12 protein-coding genes are annotated in these 13,247 nt (G+C 61.2%); 5 read left to right on the forward strand and 7 right to left on the reverse strand.

Going from position 1 to position 13,247, the window contains the following annotated elements; translation table 11 throughout:
• Positions 1-18 precede the first annotated feature (18 nt).
• Positions 19-438: a hypothetical protein gene (locus tag FF098_RS13770; protein ID WP_155141574.1), complete on the forward strand. Its 420-nt coding sequence runs from the start codon at positions 19-21 to the stop codon at positions 436-438.
• Here FF098_RS13770 and FF098_RS13775 read toward each other — a convergent pair whose 3' ends face one another.
• The 4 genes from FF098_RS13775 to ubiA form a co-directional block, all read right to left on the reverse strand.
• Positions 439-2,046, reverse strand: coding sequence for a cisplatin damage response ATP-dependent DNA ligase (locus FF098_RS13775; protein ID WP_155141576.1), 1,608 nt, complete (start codon positions 2,044-2,046; stop codon positions 439-441).
• A complete protein-coding gene (locus FF098_RS13780; protein WP_155141577.1) occupies positions 2,046-3,068 on the reverse strand; it encodes a ligase-associated DNA damage response exonuclease in 1,023 nt (340 codons plus the stop codon). Before FF098_RS13780 ends, FF098_RS13775 begins: the two co-directional genes overlap by 1 nt.
• 40 nt (positions 3,069-3,108) lie before the next feature.
• A complete protein-coding gene (gene msrB, locus FF098_RS13785) occupies positions 3,109-3,615 on the reverse strand; it encodes a peptide-methionine (R)-S-oxide reductase MsrB (protein WP_155141578.1) in 507 nt (168 codons plus the stop codon).
• A gap of 106 nt (positions 3,616-3,721) precedes the next feature.
• Positions 3,722-4,675 carry a 4-hydroxybenzoate octaprenyltransferase gene (gene ubiA / locus FF098_RS13790; protein WP_155141580.1) on the reverse strand — a complete coding sequence of 318 codons (954 nt, stop codon included), beginning with the start codon at positions 4,673-4,675 and terminating at the stop codon, positions 3,722-3,724.
• Positions 4,676-4,794: 119 nt separating this feature from the next.
• Between ubiA and FF098_RS13795 the strand changes: the two genes are divergently transcribed.
• The 4 genes from FF098_RS13795 to FF098_RS13810 all read left to right on the forward strand — a co-directional run bounded on the left by FF098_RS13795 (position 4,795) and on the right by FF098_RS13810 (position 8,782).
• Positions 4,795-5,592: a 16S rRNA (uracil(1498)-N(3))-methyltransferase gene (locus FF098_RS13795; RefSeq protein WP_155141582.1), complete on the forward strand. Its 798-nt coding sequence runs from the start codon at positions 4,795-4,797 to the stop codon at positions 5,590-5,592.
• Positions 5,593-5,689: 97 nt separating this feature from the next.
• On the forward strand, positions 5,690-7,066 hold the full coding sequence (locus FF098_RS13800; RefSeq protein WP_155141584.1) for a glutamate--cysteine ligase: 1,377 nt from the start codon (positions 5,690-5,692) through the stop codon (positions 7,064-7,066).
• Positions 7,067-7,088: 22 nt separating this feature from the next.
• On the forward strand, positions 7,089-8,135 hold the full coding sequence (locus FF098_RS13805; protein ID WP_155141586.1) for an aldo/keto reductase: 1,047 nt from the start codon (positions 7,089-7,091) through the stop codon (positions 8,133-8,135).
• Positions 8,132-8,782 (forward strand): DNA-3-methyladenine glycosylase family protein, encoded by a 651-nt coding sequence (locus FF098_RS13810; protein ID WP_166426543.1) that lies wholly within the window; start codon positions 8,132-8,134, stop codon positions 8,780-8,782. The genes FF098_RS13805 and FF098_RS13810 overlap by 4 nt, the downstream gene beginning before the upstream one ends.
• A 15-nt stretch (positions 8,783-8,797) precedes the next feature.
• Here FF098_RS13810 and FF098_RS13815 read toward each other — a convergent pair whose 3' ends face one another.
• The 3 genes from FF098_RS13815 to FF098_RS13825 all read right to left on the reverse strand — a co-directional run bounded on the left by FF098_RS13815 (position 8,798) and on the right by FF098_RS13825 (position 13,223).
• Positions 8,798-9,853, reverse strand: a complete 1,056-nt coding sequence (locus FF098_RS13815; protein WP_155141590.1) for an acyltransferase family protein — start codon at positions 9,851-9,853, stop codon at positions 8,798-8,800.
• A 135-nt stretch (positions 9,854-9,988) separates the two neighbouring features.
• Positions 9,989-11,095: a PepSY-associated TM helix domain-containing protein gene (locus FF098_RS13820; protein WP_155141592.1), complete on the reverse strand. Its 1,107-nt coding sequence runs from the start codon at positions 11,093-11,095 to the stop codon at positions 9,989-9,991.
• A 4-nt stretch (positions 11,096-11,099) separates the two neighbouring features.
• Entirely contained in the window at positions 11,100-13,223 is a 2,124-nt protein-coding gene (locus FF098_RS13825; protein ID WP_166426544.1) for a TonB-dependent receptor, read from the reverse strand.
• Positions 13,224-13,247: the final 24 nt, after the last annotated feature.

The raw sequence follows: 13,247 nt of genomic DNA on the forward strand, positions 1-13,247 counted from the left end.
CAAAGGAAGGAATATCGATTGAAACGCTTGTTGATGTTCTTTTACTGCTTTGTGTTCGCTTCTTGTGCCTCGGACAAGAATCCTCCAGCGAATTCATATACTGATATTGTCTGGGAGGCCCCTATCCCTTATTTGAGAAAGAATTCATCTTCTTTTCAGAACAAGCTTGTCAGGGTCAGTGGTTATATTGGTAATGAAAAGCCCGTGGCAATATACGTTACGACTGACCATCTTGAGGCTGGCGATGACAAGTTTGCCGTAACCCTGGAATCCTTTTCTGATAAATGCCGGTCCGCCGATTTGCGTTCTTTATCCGGCAAGCACGTATCAGTTACTGGTCGCTATACCGGCGAAATGGGCTTGAAGCAGATAAGTAGAATAACTCTCTGGCCCGAGAGTGATTTCATCAACGGCAAATACACCTCGCTTTGCGAATAATCACTCCGGGATCATCGCTTCCAGCGTTTCCAGCCGGTCGGCCTCGGCGGCGGGTTTGTCCCATCTGAGCCGGCTGATGCGGGGGAAGCGCATGGAGACGCCTGATTTGTGGCGCTTTGATCGGGCGAGGCCCTCGAATGCGACTTCCAGCACCAGCCCTTCTTCCTTGCTTGCCTTGACCGAGCGGACCGGGCCGAAGCGGTCGATCGTGTTGTTGCGCACATAGCGGTCGATCTTCTTCAGCTCCTCGTCGGTGAAGCCGTGATAGGCCTTGCCGACGGGCACCAGCTCGTCCTCGCCATTCTCGTCTTCGCGCCAGCAGCCAAAGGTGTAGTCGGAATAGTATGAGGAGCGCTTGCCATGGCCGCGCTGGGCATACATCAGCACCGCATCGATCAGGAAGGGCTGGCGCTTCCACTTCCACCACTCGCCTTTTGGCCGCCCGGGGACGTAGACGGAGGATAGCTTCTTCAGCATCAGCCCCTCGATGGCATCGAGCGGCGGGTTGGCGCGCAGCTCGGCCAGATGCTCCCAGCTTTCCACCACCACATTGGGCGACAGGTCGAAGCGGGCGGGTTTCTCCGTTTCGATGAAGCGCTCCAGCAGGGCGCGGCGCTCCTCAAAGGGAAGCCCGCGCAGATCCTGCCCGTCATGCCAGAGCAGGTCATAGGCGCGGATGAAGGCGGGATAGTCCGTCAGCATACGCTTCGTCACCGTCTTGCGGTTCAGGCGCTGCTGGAGGTCGTTGAAGGGGCGCACGGCGAAGGGCGGCTCACTCGGGTCATAGACCAGCAATTCGCCGTCGATGGCGGCGTCGAACGCCATGCTCTCGACCAGATCGGGAAAAGCGTTGGAGATGTCGTCGCCGGTGCGCGAATAGAGCCGGGTCTGGCCGCCCTCGGCGACGGCCTGCACGCGGATGCCATCCCATTTCCACTCGAAAGCGTTCTCCGACAGGTCGATGCGGGCCTTGTCGGCCTCCTCAATGGCATGGGCGAGCATGACCGGGCGGAAGGGGGCCTTCATCGCATTTTCCGGCTTGTCGGCTTTACCCTCCAGCCATTCGAAAAGCTTCGTATAGGGCGGGGCGAGGCCGTGCCACAATTCCTCGATCTCCTGGATCGGCCTGTCGCCGAAATTGGCCAGCGCCTGTTTCACGAGGCGGGCGCCGACACCGATGCGCAGGCCGCCGGTGATCAGCTTGATCAGGGCCCAGCGGGCGGTCGGGTCGAGGGCATCGAGCCATGTCGCGACGGTGCCGCGGGCCTCCGTCCGACTCATGGAATTGAGCGTCTCGACGACCTCCGTCAGGGTTGCCTGATAGTTCGCGCCGCGCTTGCCGGGCCAGATCAGGGAGATCGTCTCACCCAGATCGCCGACATAGTCGTAGGACAGCGCGAAAAGCTCCGCATCCACCCTTTCCGCCGTCATCTCGCGCAGCATGGCCGGCTTGACCGAGCGGATGTCGAGATCGCGGGTGATGGCGGCAACGGCCCAGCCGCGTTCGGGGTCCGGCACGGCGCGGAAATAATCCTCCATCAAGCGCAGCTTGCCATTGCGCGACGGCGTCAGGATCAGGCGATCAAGGAGGTCGGCGAAGCGCTGCATCAGTCGTTCTCGTCCTCATAACCTACGAGGGAGAGCGGTTTGGCCTTCAGCCCCTTCAGGCTCGCCCAGCGCACCAGCGCCTCCTCGCGGCCATGGGTGACCCAGAGTTCTTCGGGGTCGACCTCGGTGATCGTGTCGGTCAGCTCGGTCCAGTCGGCATGGTCTGAGATGATCAGCGGCAGTTCGACGCCGCGCTGCTTGGCGCGCTGGCGCACGCGCATCCAGCCGGAGGCAAAGGCGGGCAGGGGATCGGGGAAGCGTCGCGCCCATTTGTCCTGGATGGCAGAGGGCGGAGCGATGATGATCTGCCCGGCGAAGTCCTGTTTTCCTGAACCGTCCTTCGCGTCGATGGTCGCGGGGCGCAGCTCACCCAGATCGATGCCATGCTCCTCATACAGATCACACAAGCGCTGCAGCGCGCCATGAATGTAGATCGGCCTGTCATAACCCATCAGGCGCAACAGCGTGATGATCCGCTGCGCCTTGCCCAGCGCATAGGCGCCGACGAGATGGGCTCTGTCAGGGTTGCGCTGCACGCTGCCCAGCAGGTTGGCGATCTCGCCGCGCGTGTCCGGGTGGACGAAGACCGGCAGGCCGAAGGTCGCCTCGGAGATGAAGACATGACAGGGCACGGGCTCGAAGGGCGGGCAGGTCGGGTCCTCCCGGCGCTTGTAGTCGCCGGTACAGACGATGGTCATGCCCTTCCATTTCGTGATCGCCTGGGCCGAGCCCAACACATGGCCGGCCGGCGCGAAGCTGACTTCGACGCCGTTGATGCTCGTCGTCTCGCCATAGCCAAGGGACTGGCGGCGCGCGGTGAACTCCTCGCCATAGCGCACGGCCATGATCGCCAGCGTTTCGGGCGTCGCCAGCACGGTGCCGTGCCCGGCCCGGGCGTGGTCGGCATGGCCATGGGTGATCACCGCCCGGTCGACCGGGCGCACGGGGTCGATGTAAAAATCGCCGGGCGGGCAATAAAGCCCGGCCGGGGAGGGACAGAGAAGCTGGTCGGGCCGGATCATCCGCTAGAGATAGGGCCGGGCCGTGTCAGCGCCAAATTTGTCAGGCCTGTTCCTTCGGGATGAAGTCCAGCGCGACGCCATTGTTGCAATAACGCAGGCCGGTCGGGGCCGGGCCGTCATTGAAGACATGGCCCTGGTGGCCGCCGCAGCGGGCGCAGTGATATTCAGTACGCTTCATGAAGAAGGTGTTGTCTTCCTTGGTGCCGACGGCATTAGGCAGCGTGTCGTAGAAGGACGGCCAGCCCGTGCCGGACTCATATTTCGTCTTGGACGAAAATTGCGGCCAACCGCACCCGGCGCACACGAACGTGCCTTCGCGTTTTTCGTTGTTGAGGGGCGATGTGCCGGCGCGCTCGGTGCCTTCCTTGCGCAGCACGTAATATTCCTCATCGGTCAGGCGTTCTTTCCATTCGGCTTCGGAAAGCTGCCATTTGTCGTAATCGGTGATCTCGCTGCGAGGCGGCTCGGTTGACTTTTCACTGGCTTTGGCGCCGCCAAGGGCTGCCGTTGCACCTGCAATACCGCCAAGAAATCCGCGTCTGCTCATATTATCCATTTATCCTCCGGAAATCGCTTGTACTCAATATACGCAACGGACGCGCCATGTGCACCGGACGTTCCATCGCTCTCACCGGAGTGTGACAGCCCGTGACCTAGAATAAACCCGCCAACATGGCACCGAGCAGGATCAGCCCGGCATCGCGGTTGGATTTGAACAGCAGCAGGCAGGTCGCGGGCTCGTCCGTCTTCAGCCGCCAGATCTGCCACGTGAAATGGGCCATAGGCGCGACCAGCAGGACAAAGAACCAGAAATTCATGCCGACGAGCCGTCCGGCAATGGCGGCGAGGATGACAGTGGCGGTATAGAAGCGCACGAGCCAGGCTTGCGTGCGCTCGCCGAGCCTCAAGGCGGTGGATTTTACCCCGATCAGCGCGTCATCCTCCTTGTCCTGATGGGCGTAGATTGTGTCATAGCCGAGGGTCCAGAAAATACCCGCAGCCCACATGAGGAAGGCGGGCCAGCCAAGTGTGCCTGTCACGGCGGCATAGCCGACGAGAATGCCCCAGTTGAATGTCAGCCCCAGCCACGCCTGCGGCCACCAGGTGATCCGCTTCATGAACGGATAGGCGGCGACAAGGCCAAGGGCGGCGAGGCCGGTGATGATCGCGGTGAGATTGAACTGGATTAAAACCAGAAGCCCGATCAGGCTGAGAGCCACGAGGAGCGCCCAGGCGGCTTTTAGGGAGACTCGGCCCGAGGCGAGGGGGCGGTTGGCAGTGCGGGCGACCTTAGCGTCGATGTCGCGGTCGATGATGTCGTTATAAACGCAGCCTGCCGCGCGCATGACGAAGGCGCCAATGGCCATGATGATGGCAAAGAACATGAGGCTGCCGAGATCGCCATAGCGCGGCAAGGGTGTGGCGGCACCAAGGGCGAGGCCCCACCAGCAGGGGATAAGCAACAACCAAGTACCGATCGGCCTGTCGGCCCGCATCAGCCTCAGATAGGGGCGGATTGGCGCAGGCATGAAATCGACGAAACTCTCGCGTTCCGCATCGGGTGTCATTTCCTGTTGGGGTTCTGGTGAAGTGTCGTCACTGCTCATCGCCCGATGATGTCGGCTGACCGAGGGGCTTAGTCAAGCCAGAGAAGGGTCAAGCCGGACAGGTGTTTGCCCTTCGCGCCGGACATCCGCTAAGAGGAGGGCTTATCGAAGGAACAGACATGGCGACGACACCGAGACTTTTCGTGCAGGACGATCTGGGCGAGGGAGGTATGCTGACCCTGCCGCCGGACCAGTCGCATTACCTCGTCACCGTGTTGCGCAAGGAGGCAGGCGCGCCGATCCTCGTCTTCAACGGGCGTGATGGCGAGTGGGCAGCCGAGATCGAGACACCACACAAGAAGTACTGCGCGATTGCCCTGAAGGAGCGCACGCGGGAGCAGGCGGCCTCGCCGGACCTTGCCCTGCTGTTTGCGCCGGTCAAGAAAGCGCCGATCGACCAGATCGCGCAGAAGGCGACGGAGCTTGGCTGTTCGATCCTGCAGCCGGTGATGACGGCGCGCACCATCGTTACCCGCGTGAAAGAAGACCGTCTGGCCGCCAATGCCATCGAGGCGGCGGAACAGTCCGAGCGGCTCGATGTGCCGGATGTGCGCGAGACGGCGAAGCTGGAGGCTGTGATCGCCAGCTGGCAGGAGAGCTATCCGGGGCGCCGGCTCATCTTCTGCGACGAGGCCGGGGATGAAGACGGCGAGCGCTGGGGCGGGGCAGAAGGCCGGGCGAAGCCGATGCTGGAGGCGCTGGCCCCGTTCGCCGATAGACCTTTACCTTGGGCGATCCTGATCGGGCCGGAGGGCGGCTTCACGCCGGAGGAGCGCGACCTTTTGCGCCGTCAGAACTTCGTCATGCCGGTCACACTTGGCCCTCGCATACTGCGGGCCGACACTGCCGCTTTCGCCGCCATCACCCTCTGGCAAGCGGCGCTGGGCGACTTATCTGAGGGCTTCACCAACAGGTGAGGAGCCATTGATTAGCCATTCCCGGCTTTGACAAGCCTGCGAGAAAGGTTATGGCAGTCGCCAGAGCGCCTTGGCGCCAATGTAATTGGAAGTGCTTATGACCCAGCTTGATGCGTCAACCCGCCAGGATGCGCCCCCCATCGAGGGCAAGGATGACCTCGTCACCTATCTGGAATCCGGGTGCAAGCCCAAGGCCGACTGGCGTATCGGCACAGAGCACGAAAAATTCGGCTTTACCTGGGACGATCTGAAACCGATCCCGTTCGAGGGCAAGCGCTCTGTCAGCGCGATCCTGCACGGCCTCGCCGAGCAGTTCGACTGGGAGCCTATCTACGAGGGCGAGCGCCTGCTCGGCCTGAAACAGAACGGCGCCTCCATTTCGCTGGAGCCCGGCGGTCAGTTCGAGTTGTCCGGCGCGCCGCTGGAGCATGTTCACCAGACTTGTAACGAGGTCGGCAGCCATCTCGACCAGGTCAAGAAAGTGTCGGAGCCGCTCGGCATCGGTTTCCTCGGCATGGGCTTCACCCCGAAATGGACGCGGGACGAGATGCCCCACATGCCCAAGGGCCGTTACACGATCATGCGCAACTATATGCCCAAGGTCGGCAAGCTCGGCCTCGACATGATGCACAGGACGGCTACGGTGCAGGTAAATCTCGACTTCGCCAGCGAGGCCGACATGGTCGCGAAGTTCCGCACCTCTCTCGCCTTGCAGCCGCTTGCCAATGCGCTGTTTTCCTCATCGCCGCTGACTGAGGGCAAGCCGAATGGCTGGCGCTCTTACCGCGGGCATATCTGGACCGATACCGATCCTGACCGGACGGGCATGCTGGATTTCGTGTTCGAGGACGGGTTCGATTTCGAACGCTATGTCGATTACATGCTCGGCGTGCCGATGTATTTCCATTATGGCAAGAACGGGTACGAGGATGCGGCGGGGCTGTCCTTCCGCGATTTCATGGCGGGCAAGCTGCCGATCGCGCCCGGTGTCTATCCCAGCATCGAGGACTGGAAAGATCATCTGTCCACGGCGTTCCCTGAGGTGCGGCTGAAGACATTCCTTGAGATGCGTGGTGCCGATGGCGGCCCGTGGGCCCGGATCTGCGCCTTGCCGGCCTTCTGGGTCGGGATCCTCTATGACGGCGGCAGTCTCGATGCGGCATGGGATGTGGTCAAGGGCTGGACCGTCGAACAGCGCCACGAATTGCGCGTCGATGCAGCGAAAAAAGGTCTTGAAGCGAAGATCGGCAGGCACAGCCTGCGTGATATCGCCCGCGAAGTGCTGATGATCTCCCGCGCGGGACTAAAGGCGCGCGCCGCGACGGATCTTGGCGGTAATGACGAGACAGGCTTCCTCAGCCCGCTGCAGGAAATCGTCGAAAGCGGGAAGACACTCGCCGATGTGATCCTCGAGGATTACACCGGTCCGCTCGACCGCGATATGCGCAAACTTTACGAGAAATACGCTTACTGACCTTCCACCAAAGGAGAGCAGAATGGAAAAGAGACCGCTTGGCCGGACCGGCATCGATGTGACATCGCTATGCCTCGGCACCATGATGTATGGCGAGCAGATCGGCGAGGAACTGGCCTTTCAGCAAATGGATGCGAGCCTCGATTTCGGCATCAATTTCTTCGACACCGCCGAGATGTACACGATCCCGCCCAAGGAAGAGACACAAGGCGAGAGCGAGCGTATCGTCGGGCGGTGGATGAAAGCGCGCGGCGCGCGGGAAAAGATCGTGCTGGCGACGAAGGTGATGGGTCAGTCGGGCTTTGACTATATGCGGCCCTGGGATGGTATACCGCGCCTGAAACGCAAGGACATCGAATTCGCTGTCGACCGGTCCCTGAAAAATCTGCAGACGGATTTTATCGACCTCTACCAGACCCATTGGCCGGACCGGCGCGTGCCGACTTTTGGCCGCGACCTGAAGGGATATTACCACTACGAGGAAGAATTCGATGCGATCCTCGAAACGCTCGAAGTCATGGCCGACCTGAAGAAGGCCGGGAAGATCCGGGCGTTCGGTGTGTCAAACGAGACCGCCTATGGCGTCATGCGTCATGTGAAGGAGTCCGAGACTCGTGATCTGCCGCGTGTTGCCTCGATCCAGAATGCCTATTCCCTGCTGAACCGCACCTTCGAGATCGGCCTTGCCGAAGTGGCGATGCAGGAAGATGTCGGCCTGCTCGCCTATTCGGCGCTGGCCCAGGGCGAACTCTCCGGCAAATACCTCGATGACGAGACACCGAAGGGTTCGCGCCGCGACTGGTTCGGCAAGGCCGACCGTTACCAGACACCGGGCAAGGAAAAAGCCTTGCGCGGTTATATGAAGGTGGCAAAGGATTTTGGCCTCGATCCCTCGGCGATGGCGTTCCAGTTCGTTACCACGCGCCCCTGGGTGACCTCGAATATCTTCGGGGCCAATGGCATGGACCAGTTACAGACGGTGTTCGACTCCTTGTCCATCGAGTGGACGGATGAGCTGAACGATGCGGTCAACGCTGTGCATGTCAGCCAGCCCAATCCATGCCCGTGACACGGCAAGTCCGTGAGCTGAATGTCTTTGCCGATGTCAGCACTGCCTGTGTGGATCTCGCGAACCGGTCGGCGCCTCTGGCCCGGGCGCTCAAGGAGATAAACGGCAAGCCGCATATCAGGCGGCGGCCAGGCGGCTATCCCGGCCTGTTCCGGGTCATCGTCGAACAGCAGGTCTCGGTGCCCTCGGCACAGGCGATCCTCGCCCGCTGCGATGCGCGGCTTGGCGAGGTGTCGCCCGAACAAGTGCTGGGTTTGTCCGAGGATGACCTGCGGGCCTGCGGCCTGTCTGGTCCCAAGATCCGATATGTGAAGGCGGTGGCGACGGCGATTGCCGATAGGGCTCTCGATCTGGGTGGCCTCGACAAGCTTGACAACAAGGACGCTGCGGCGCAGCTGACGGCGATAAAGGGTATCGGTCCGTGGACGGCGGCGATCTACCTTCTGTTCTGCGAGGGCCGGGCCGATATCTGGCCCAGGGGCGATGTGGCATTGCTCGCTGCCTATGCTGCCGCGACCGGCTTTTCAGAGAAGCCGCCGATGAAGGAATTCGATGCGATGGCGGAGGACTGGCACCCTTGGCGCGGTATCGCCGCGCACATCCTGTGGACCTATTACGCCAAGCTGCGCGGACGTGCGCCGATCTAGATTACTCAGCCTACTCTATTCAGCGGGTGCGATTCGCGCCTTGCCGCCATCCTTCCGCCGCCAGCGGCCCAGGGTGAACAGGGAAGGGCGGCGATAGAGGAAATTCAGCGGTGTATCTTTCACAACCGCATGGATCAGCAGCGGCACGGCAACGGCGATGGCGAGCACGGTCAGGCAGGCAAAACCGATATCCGGAATCAGGCCAGTGGCGCCAAGGGCCTTCTCTGCGGCTTTCATTGGTACAAAGAACGTCAGGTAAATAACGATGGAATGCTTGCCGGCATAACGGATGGCGTTGCCGATATTCAGTTCCGCAAGTAGCGCTGCGACGGCGATGATCGCGGCAGCGCCTGCCATGCCGAGCCCCAAGGCGATGACCGGCGCTTCACCCAGTCCGGCTGCTACAAAACCCCAGTTAATCAGGCCCCAAACTGCAAGACCGGCAAGCGTGAGCAGGCGTCGCGTGCCGGCGATGTGCGCAAATCGGAAGACCAGAGGCGCACAGGCATAGCCCGCGAAGAAAAAGACATACCAGTTGGCAATGCGGTCGGTGACGGACCAGCCGGTTTCGATAAGGCCGGCATAGAACAGCGTGTGCAGGAGTGCGGCTGCCGCGAGCACAGCCATCGCCGGGACTTTGCGCAGGATGCGCGTCAGGACGTAAAAGACCAGTAGCTGGTGCAGGAACCACAGGCTGCCAGACGGGAAGACCAGCTGTTTGGCAAACAGAGCGGCGAAGGCGAGAGGGTCTGCCAACAGTAACTCCGACTCAAGCGCGACATTCTGGATCGCCAGCCACAGGATATAGAAATAGGCGAAGTGAATGACCTTTCGGTCGATATAGTCAGCCAGCGGACCATGGATAGTGCGCGACAGGAACAGCCCGGCGATGAGAAAGAAGTCCGGCATACGGATCGGCTTGGCAAACTCGATGATGTTATGCATCCAGCCTTCACCACCAACCATCGCGCCATAGCCATAGGTAGAATGCATCATCACGACGAGGATGATGCAGATCCCCTTGCCATAATCGACCCAGTCTACGCGATATGGTGACGGTTGCGCCGTCATGAACTTTCTCCGGTGTGTTGCCTGCCTGGAGAAATGCAAGGGCCATACCCAAAAGGGGCAGTCAGAGCCCGGTCATGGTAAATTTTTGGCGGATTAAACCCAAAACAGCCAGACCTCACGCAAATGTCAGGGAGATCAGCTGCCTTGAGGAGGTGTTACGCTTTGCGTGGAGCGGCGAATGGCTGGTGCCGGGCGCATGCCAAGAAGTCTCTGCACGAAGGAAATTAACCCTAACAGGCCAAGCGCCGTCAAGGCGATGCCGGTCATGAACACGACGAGCTTGTATACAATGCCGCCTGTCTTGGCCGCATGTAGCGGATAAAAGGCGTTATAGGCGCGCTCGCCCAGTGGCGCAGCCTGTGCATTCGTAGTGGTGGTCGGCTCACCCTGCGCCAATGGTGCCGCCAGATAGGTACGCCCATTGGGATGCCATTCAGGGGCACGGCGCATGCGCACCGACGCTGCAGGGCGGCTCTCGCTCGGCCAGCTGCCCATGCGGATATCGGCATCGGGAAAGGCAGCCTGTCCCGCGGTGAAGACAGCTTGCCAGTCCTGCGCCTCAACACGTGCCACAGGCTGCGGTGCCGGGGCAGGGGTGTCGAAGACTGTCAGTATCGCTTTGGTCGGGCCATAATAGACGATGGCACCGCCTGTCAGGATCAGCAGAAAGGCGGGCACGGCGAAAATGATGCCGATATTCCGGTGGCTGAGCAGCAGGTGCGGACGTCGCAGGCTGCGCACTGCCATTCCCAAACGGAAAGCCTTGCGCGTTGGCCAGAATGCGATGAGTCCGGCAATGATCAGAACGGCCATGGACAGCCCGGCAGCCCCGGCGACGAGCTTGCCGGTACGCCCGGCCAGCAGATAGTGATGCAGGTCGAACAGCCATTCCTCGAAACGTGCCGTGCCGTGCCAGGTGGCGAGCACATTCCCTTCGCCATCGAGATAGGCGAAATCCTCGCCGTGCAGATAGACCTTGTTGATGCCGAAATGCTCCGTACCAAACACGATCAGGCGGATATTCTCGCGCCCGAACTTAGTCTCTGCCGTATTGGCGAGGATTGCCAGATTGTCCGGCGTTGCCTCGAAAGGCTGGCGGGCCTCTGGCATTGTCAGGCGCAGATAGTCCTCCTTCCAGACGAGGAGGGCACCGGACAGGCTGAGCACGATCATCAGGGCCGAGAGGATCGCTCCTGCCCAGGCGTGCAGTGCACGCGCAGTACTGATGACCGGTCCACCCATAGCTCTAGAATGCGCCAGTCCAGCGCAGGGTCATGGCACGGCCACGGCCCGAGAAATAACGGGCCTCGGTGGTCGTGCCGGACTGGGAGTAGTAGTGGATATAGTCCTCGTTCAGCAGGTTCTGGACGCCGAGGTCAAGCCTGCCCTTGTCGGCGATGCGATAACTGGCGAGCACGTCGACCAGCGTATAGCCGTCGAAATCCGTCGCATCGCCGGCATCATCGAAGTCCCGGTCGAAATAGGTCGAGCTCTGTCCGCGCAACGAGAGCGCTGGCGTCAGGCTTGCCTCGATATAGGTATTCAGTCGGTTCGGGCTGATATTCGCGCCGGGCAGGTCGCTGTCGACACTGCCATCGTCATCGCTGTCGAATTGCCCATCGAGATTGGCGTAGTTCGCGCCAACAGCTACGGCCTCGGTGACCTGAAAGCGGCCGCGCAGCTCGATGCCCTCAATCTCCGTCTGCTCACGGGCGACCGCGAAGATGCCATCTGCATTGGCAACGAGACGCTGGCCGAAATCGCTTTCGGACCGGAACCATGCAGCATCACCGGAGAAGCGACCCTGCTCGAACTTGACGCCGACCTCCAGATTGTCGGCGACGATCGGCTGCAGGTTCAGCAGCGTATCGACATCGGCATCCGGGTCGGTGACACCGCGCAGTACGCGACCGACATCCGGCATGGTAAAGCCTTCGGCATAGCTGCCATAGAAGGTCAGCCCGTCAATCACCTCATAGCTCGCGCCGATATTGCCCAGCGTGTCACTGAAGCTCGGGGTGCCGCCATCCACGGTCACAGGGCCGTAGGAATAAAGCGTCGTGAACGTATCGGTGCTCAGTTCTGCATCGATATAGCGCAGGCCACCGGAGACGAGCAGGCGCTCATCCAGCAGGGTCTGGGACAGCTGGATGAAGGGCGATGTAGAGGTGAACTCCGTCTCCGGCACCCATAGGCGACCTGTCTGCACCAGCTCCTGGAAGGTCTTGTCCTTCAGCCAGTCGAACCCGGCGGTTACGGTCATGCCGTCAACCGGCAGGCTGTCATTGACCCATGTGGTCTTGAAACCATGCTTTTCGGAATTGTTCGCAGACTGATCGAACAGCGTGCCGCTCGGGTCGATATCAGGGTCCTGGAACGTGGCGAAGGAGCCGCCGCCAAAGACGGCCTCAAAGTCCTGCATGAAGACCTGGCCGGACAGCGTGCCGCCGAAAACCTCTTCGCGGCTGGCGTCGAAAGAGATCGTCATTACGTCATTGGTCGCCGGTATGCCGGGATAGGTGCCTTTGACGGAAATGGTCGGGATACCGGCATCGCGGTCACCGACGACCTCGACATAGTCGCCGTTCCCTTCGAGATCGAAAGTGTTGATCATCAGCTGCAGGCGGGTCTTGTCGTCAGGCTCCCAGCCGACCTTGCCGAACAGGTTCAGTGACTGTGAATCCTGGATATCGCCTTGCGTCGTGTCGACACCGATGCGGCGGCCTTCGCCATCATAGAAAATGCCACGGTCTTCCACGGCGGCGCTGGCAACGATGTCGAAATCGCCGAAGCGGCCAAGGGCAGTGGCAGCGCCGCGATAGGACGTGCCGTCATCCTCCAGGCCGTCAGCGACGGTGATGCCTGCCTCGTAGCGAACCTGCCAGCCCTCTTCCCTGGTCGGGGCCACGGTGACGTAGTTGATCAGGCCGCCGGTCGCGCCGATGCCCTGGATGGCGTTGGCGCCGTAGAGGATTTCCACGCGCTCGATAACCGCCGGATCAAGGGTGAATCCGTCGCGAGAGCCGTTGCGCAGCGGGTTGGACTGGGGCACCCCGTCGATCAGGTAAAGCGGGTTACGGCCACGGAAGCTCTCGCCGGCCGTGGACAGCTTCTGGCGGGTCGGGGCGGTGGACGGGGCGACCTGGCCGATCGCGTCGAGAATGCTGGTCGAAATCGCCAGCTGGTCCTCGATGTCCTCGCGGCCGATCACGCTGACGGCGTTCGGCAGGGCTTCTGCGGGCGTGCTCGAGCGGGTTGCCTCGATAATGATGACTTCCTCGGTGTCACCCGAATTCTCATCTTGGGCTGCGGCTGGAAGGATTGCGAGACTGCCGAGAACGCTGCTGGCCAGCAGGAAAGATCTGTACATGCGTGATTGCCCCTGAACGATACT

Source organism: Aquisalinus luteolus, from assembly GCF_009712425.2.
GTDB classification, from domain to species: domain Bacteria; phylum Pseudomonadota; class Alphaproteobacteria; order Caulobacterales; family Parvularculaceae; genus Aquisalinus; species Aquisalinus luteolus.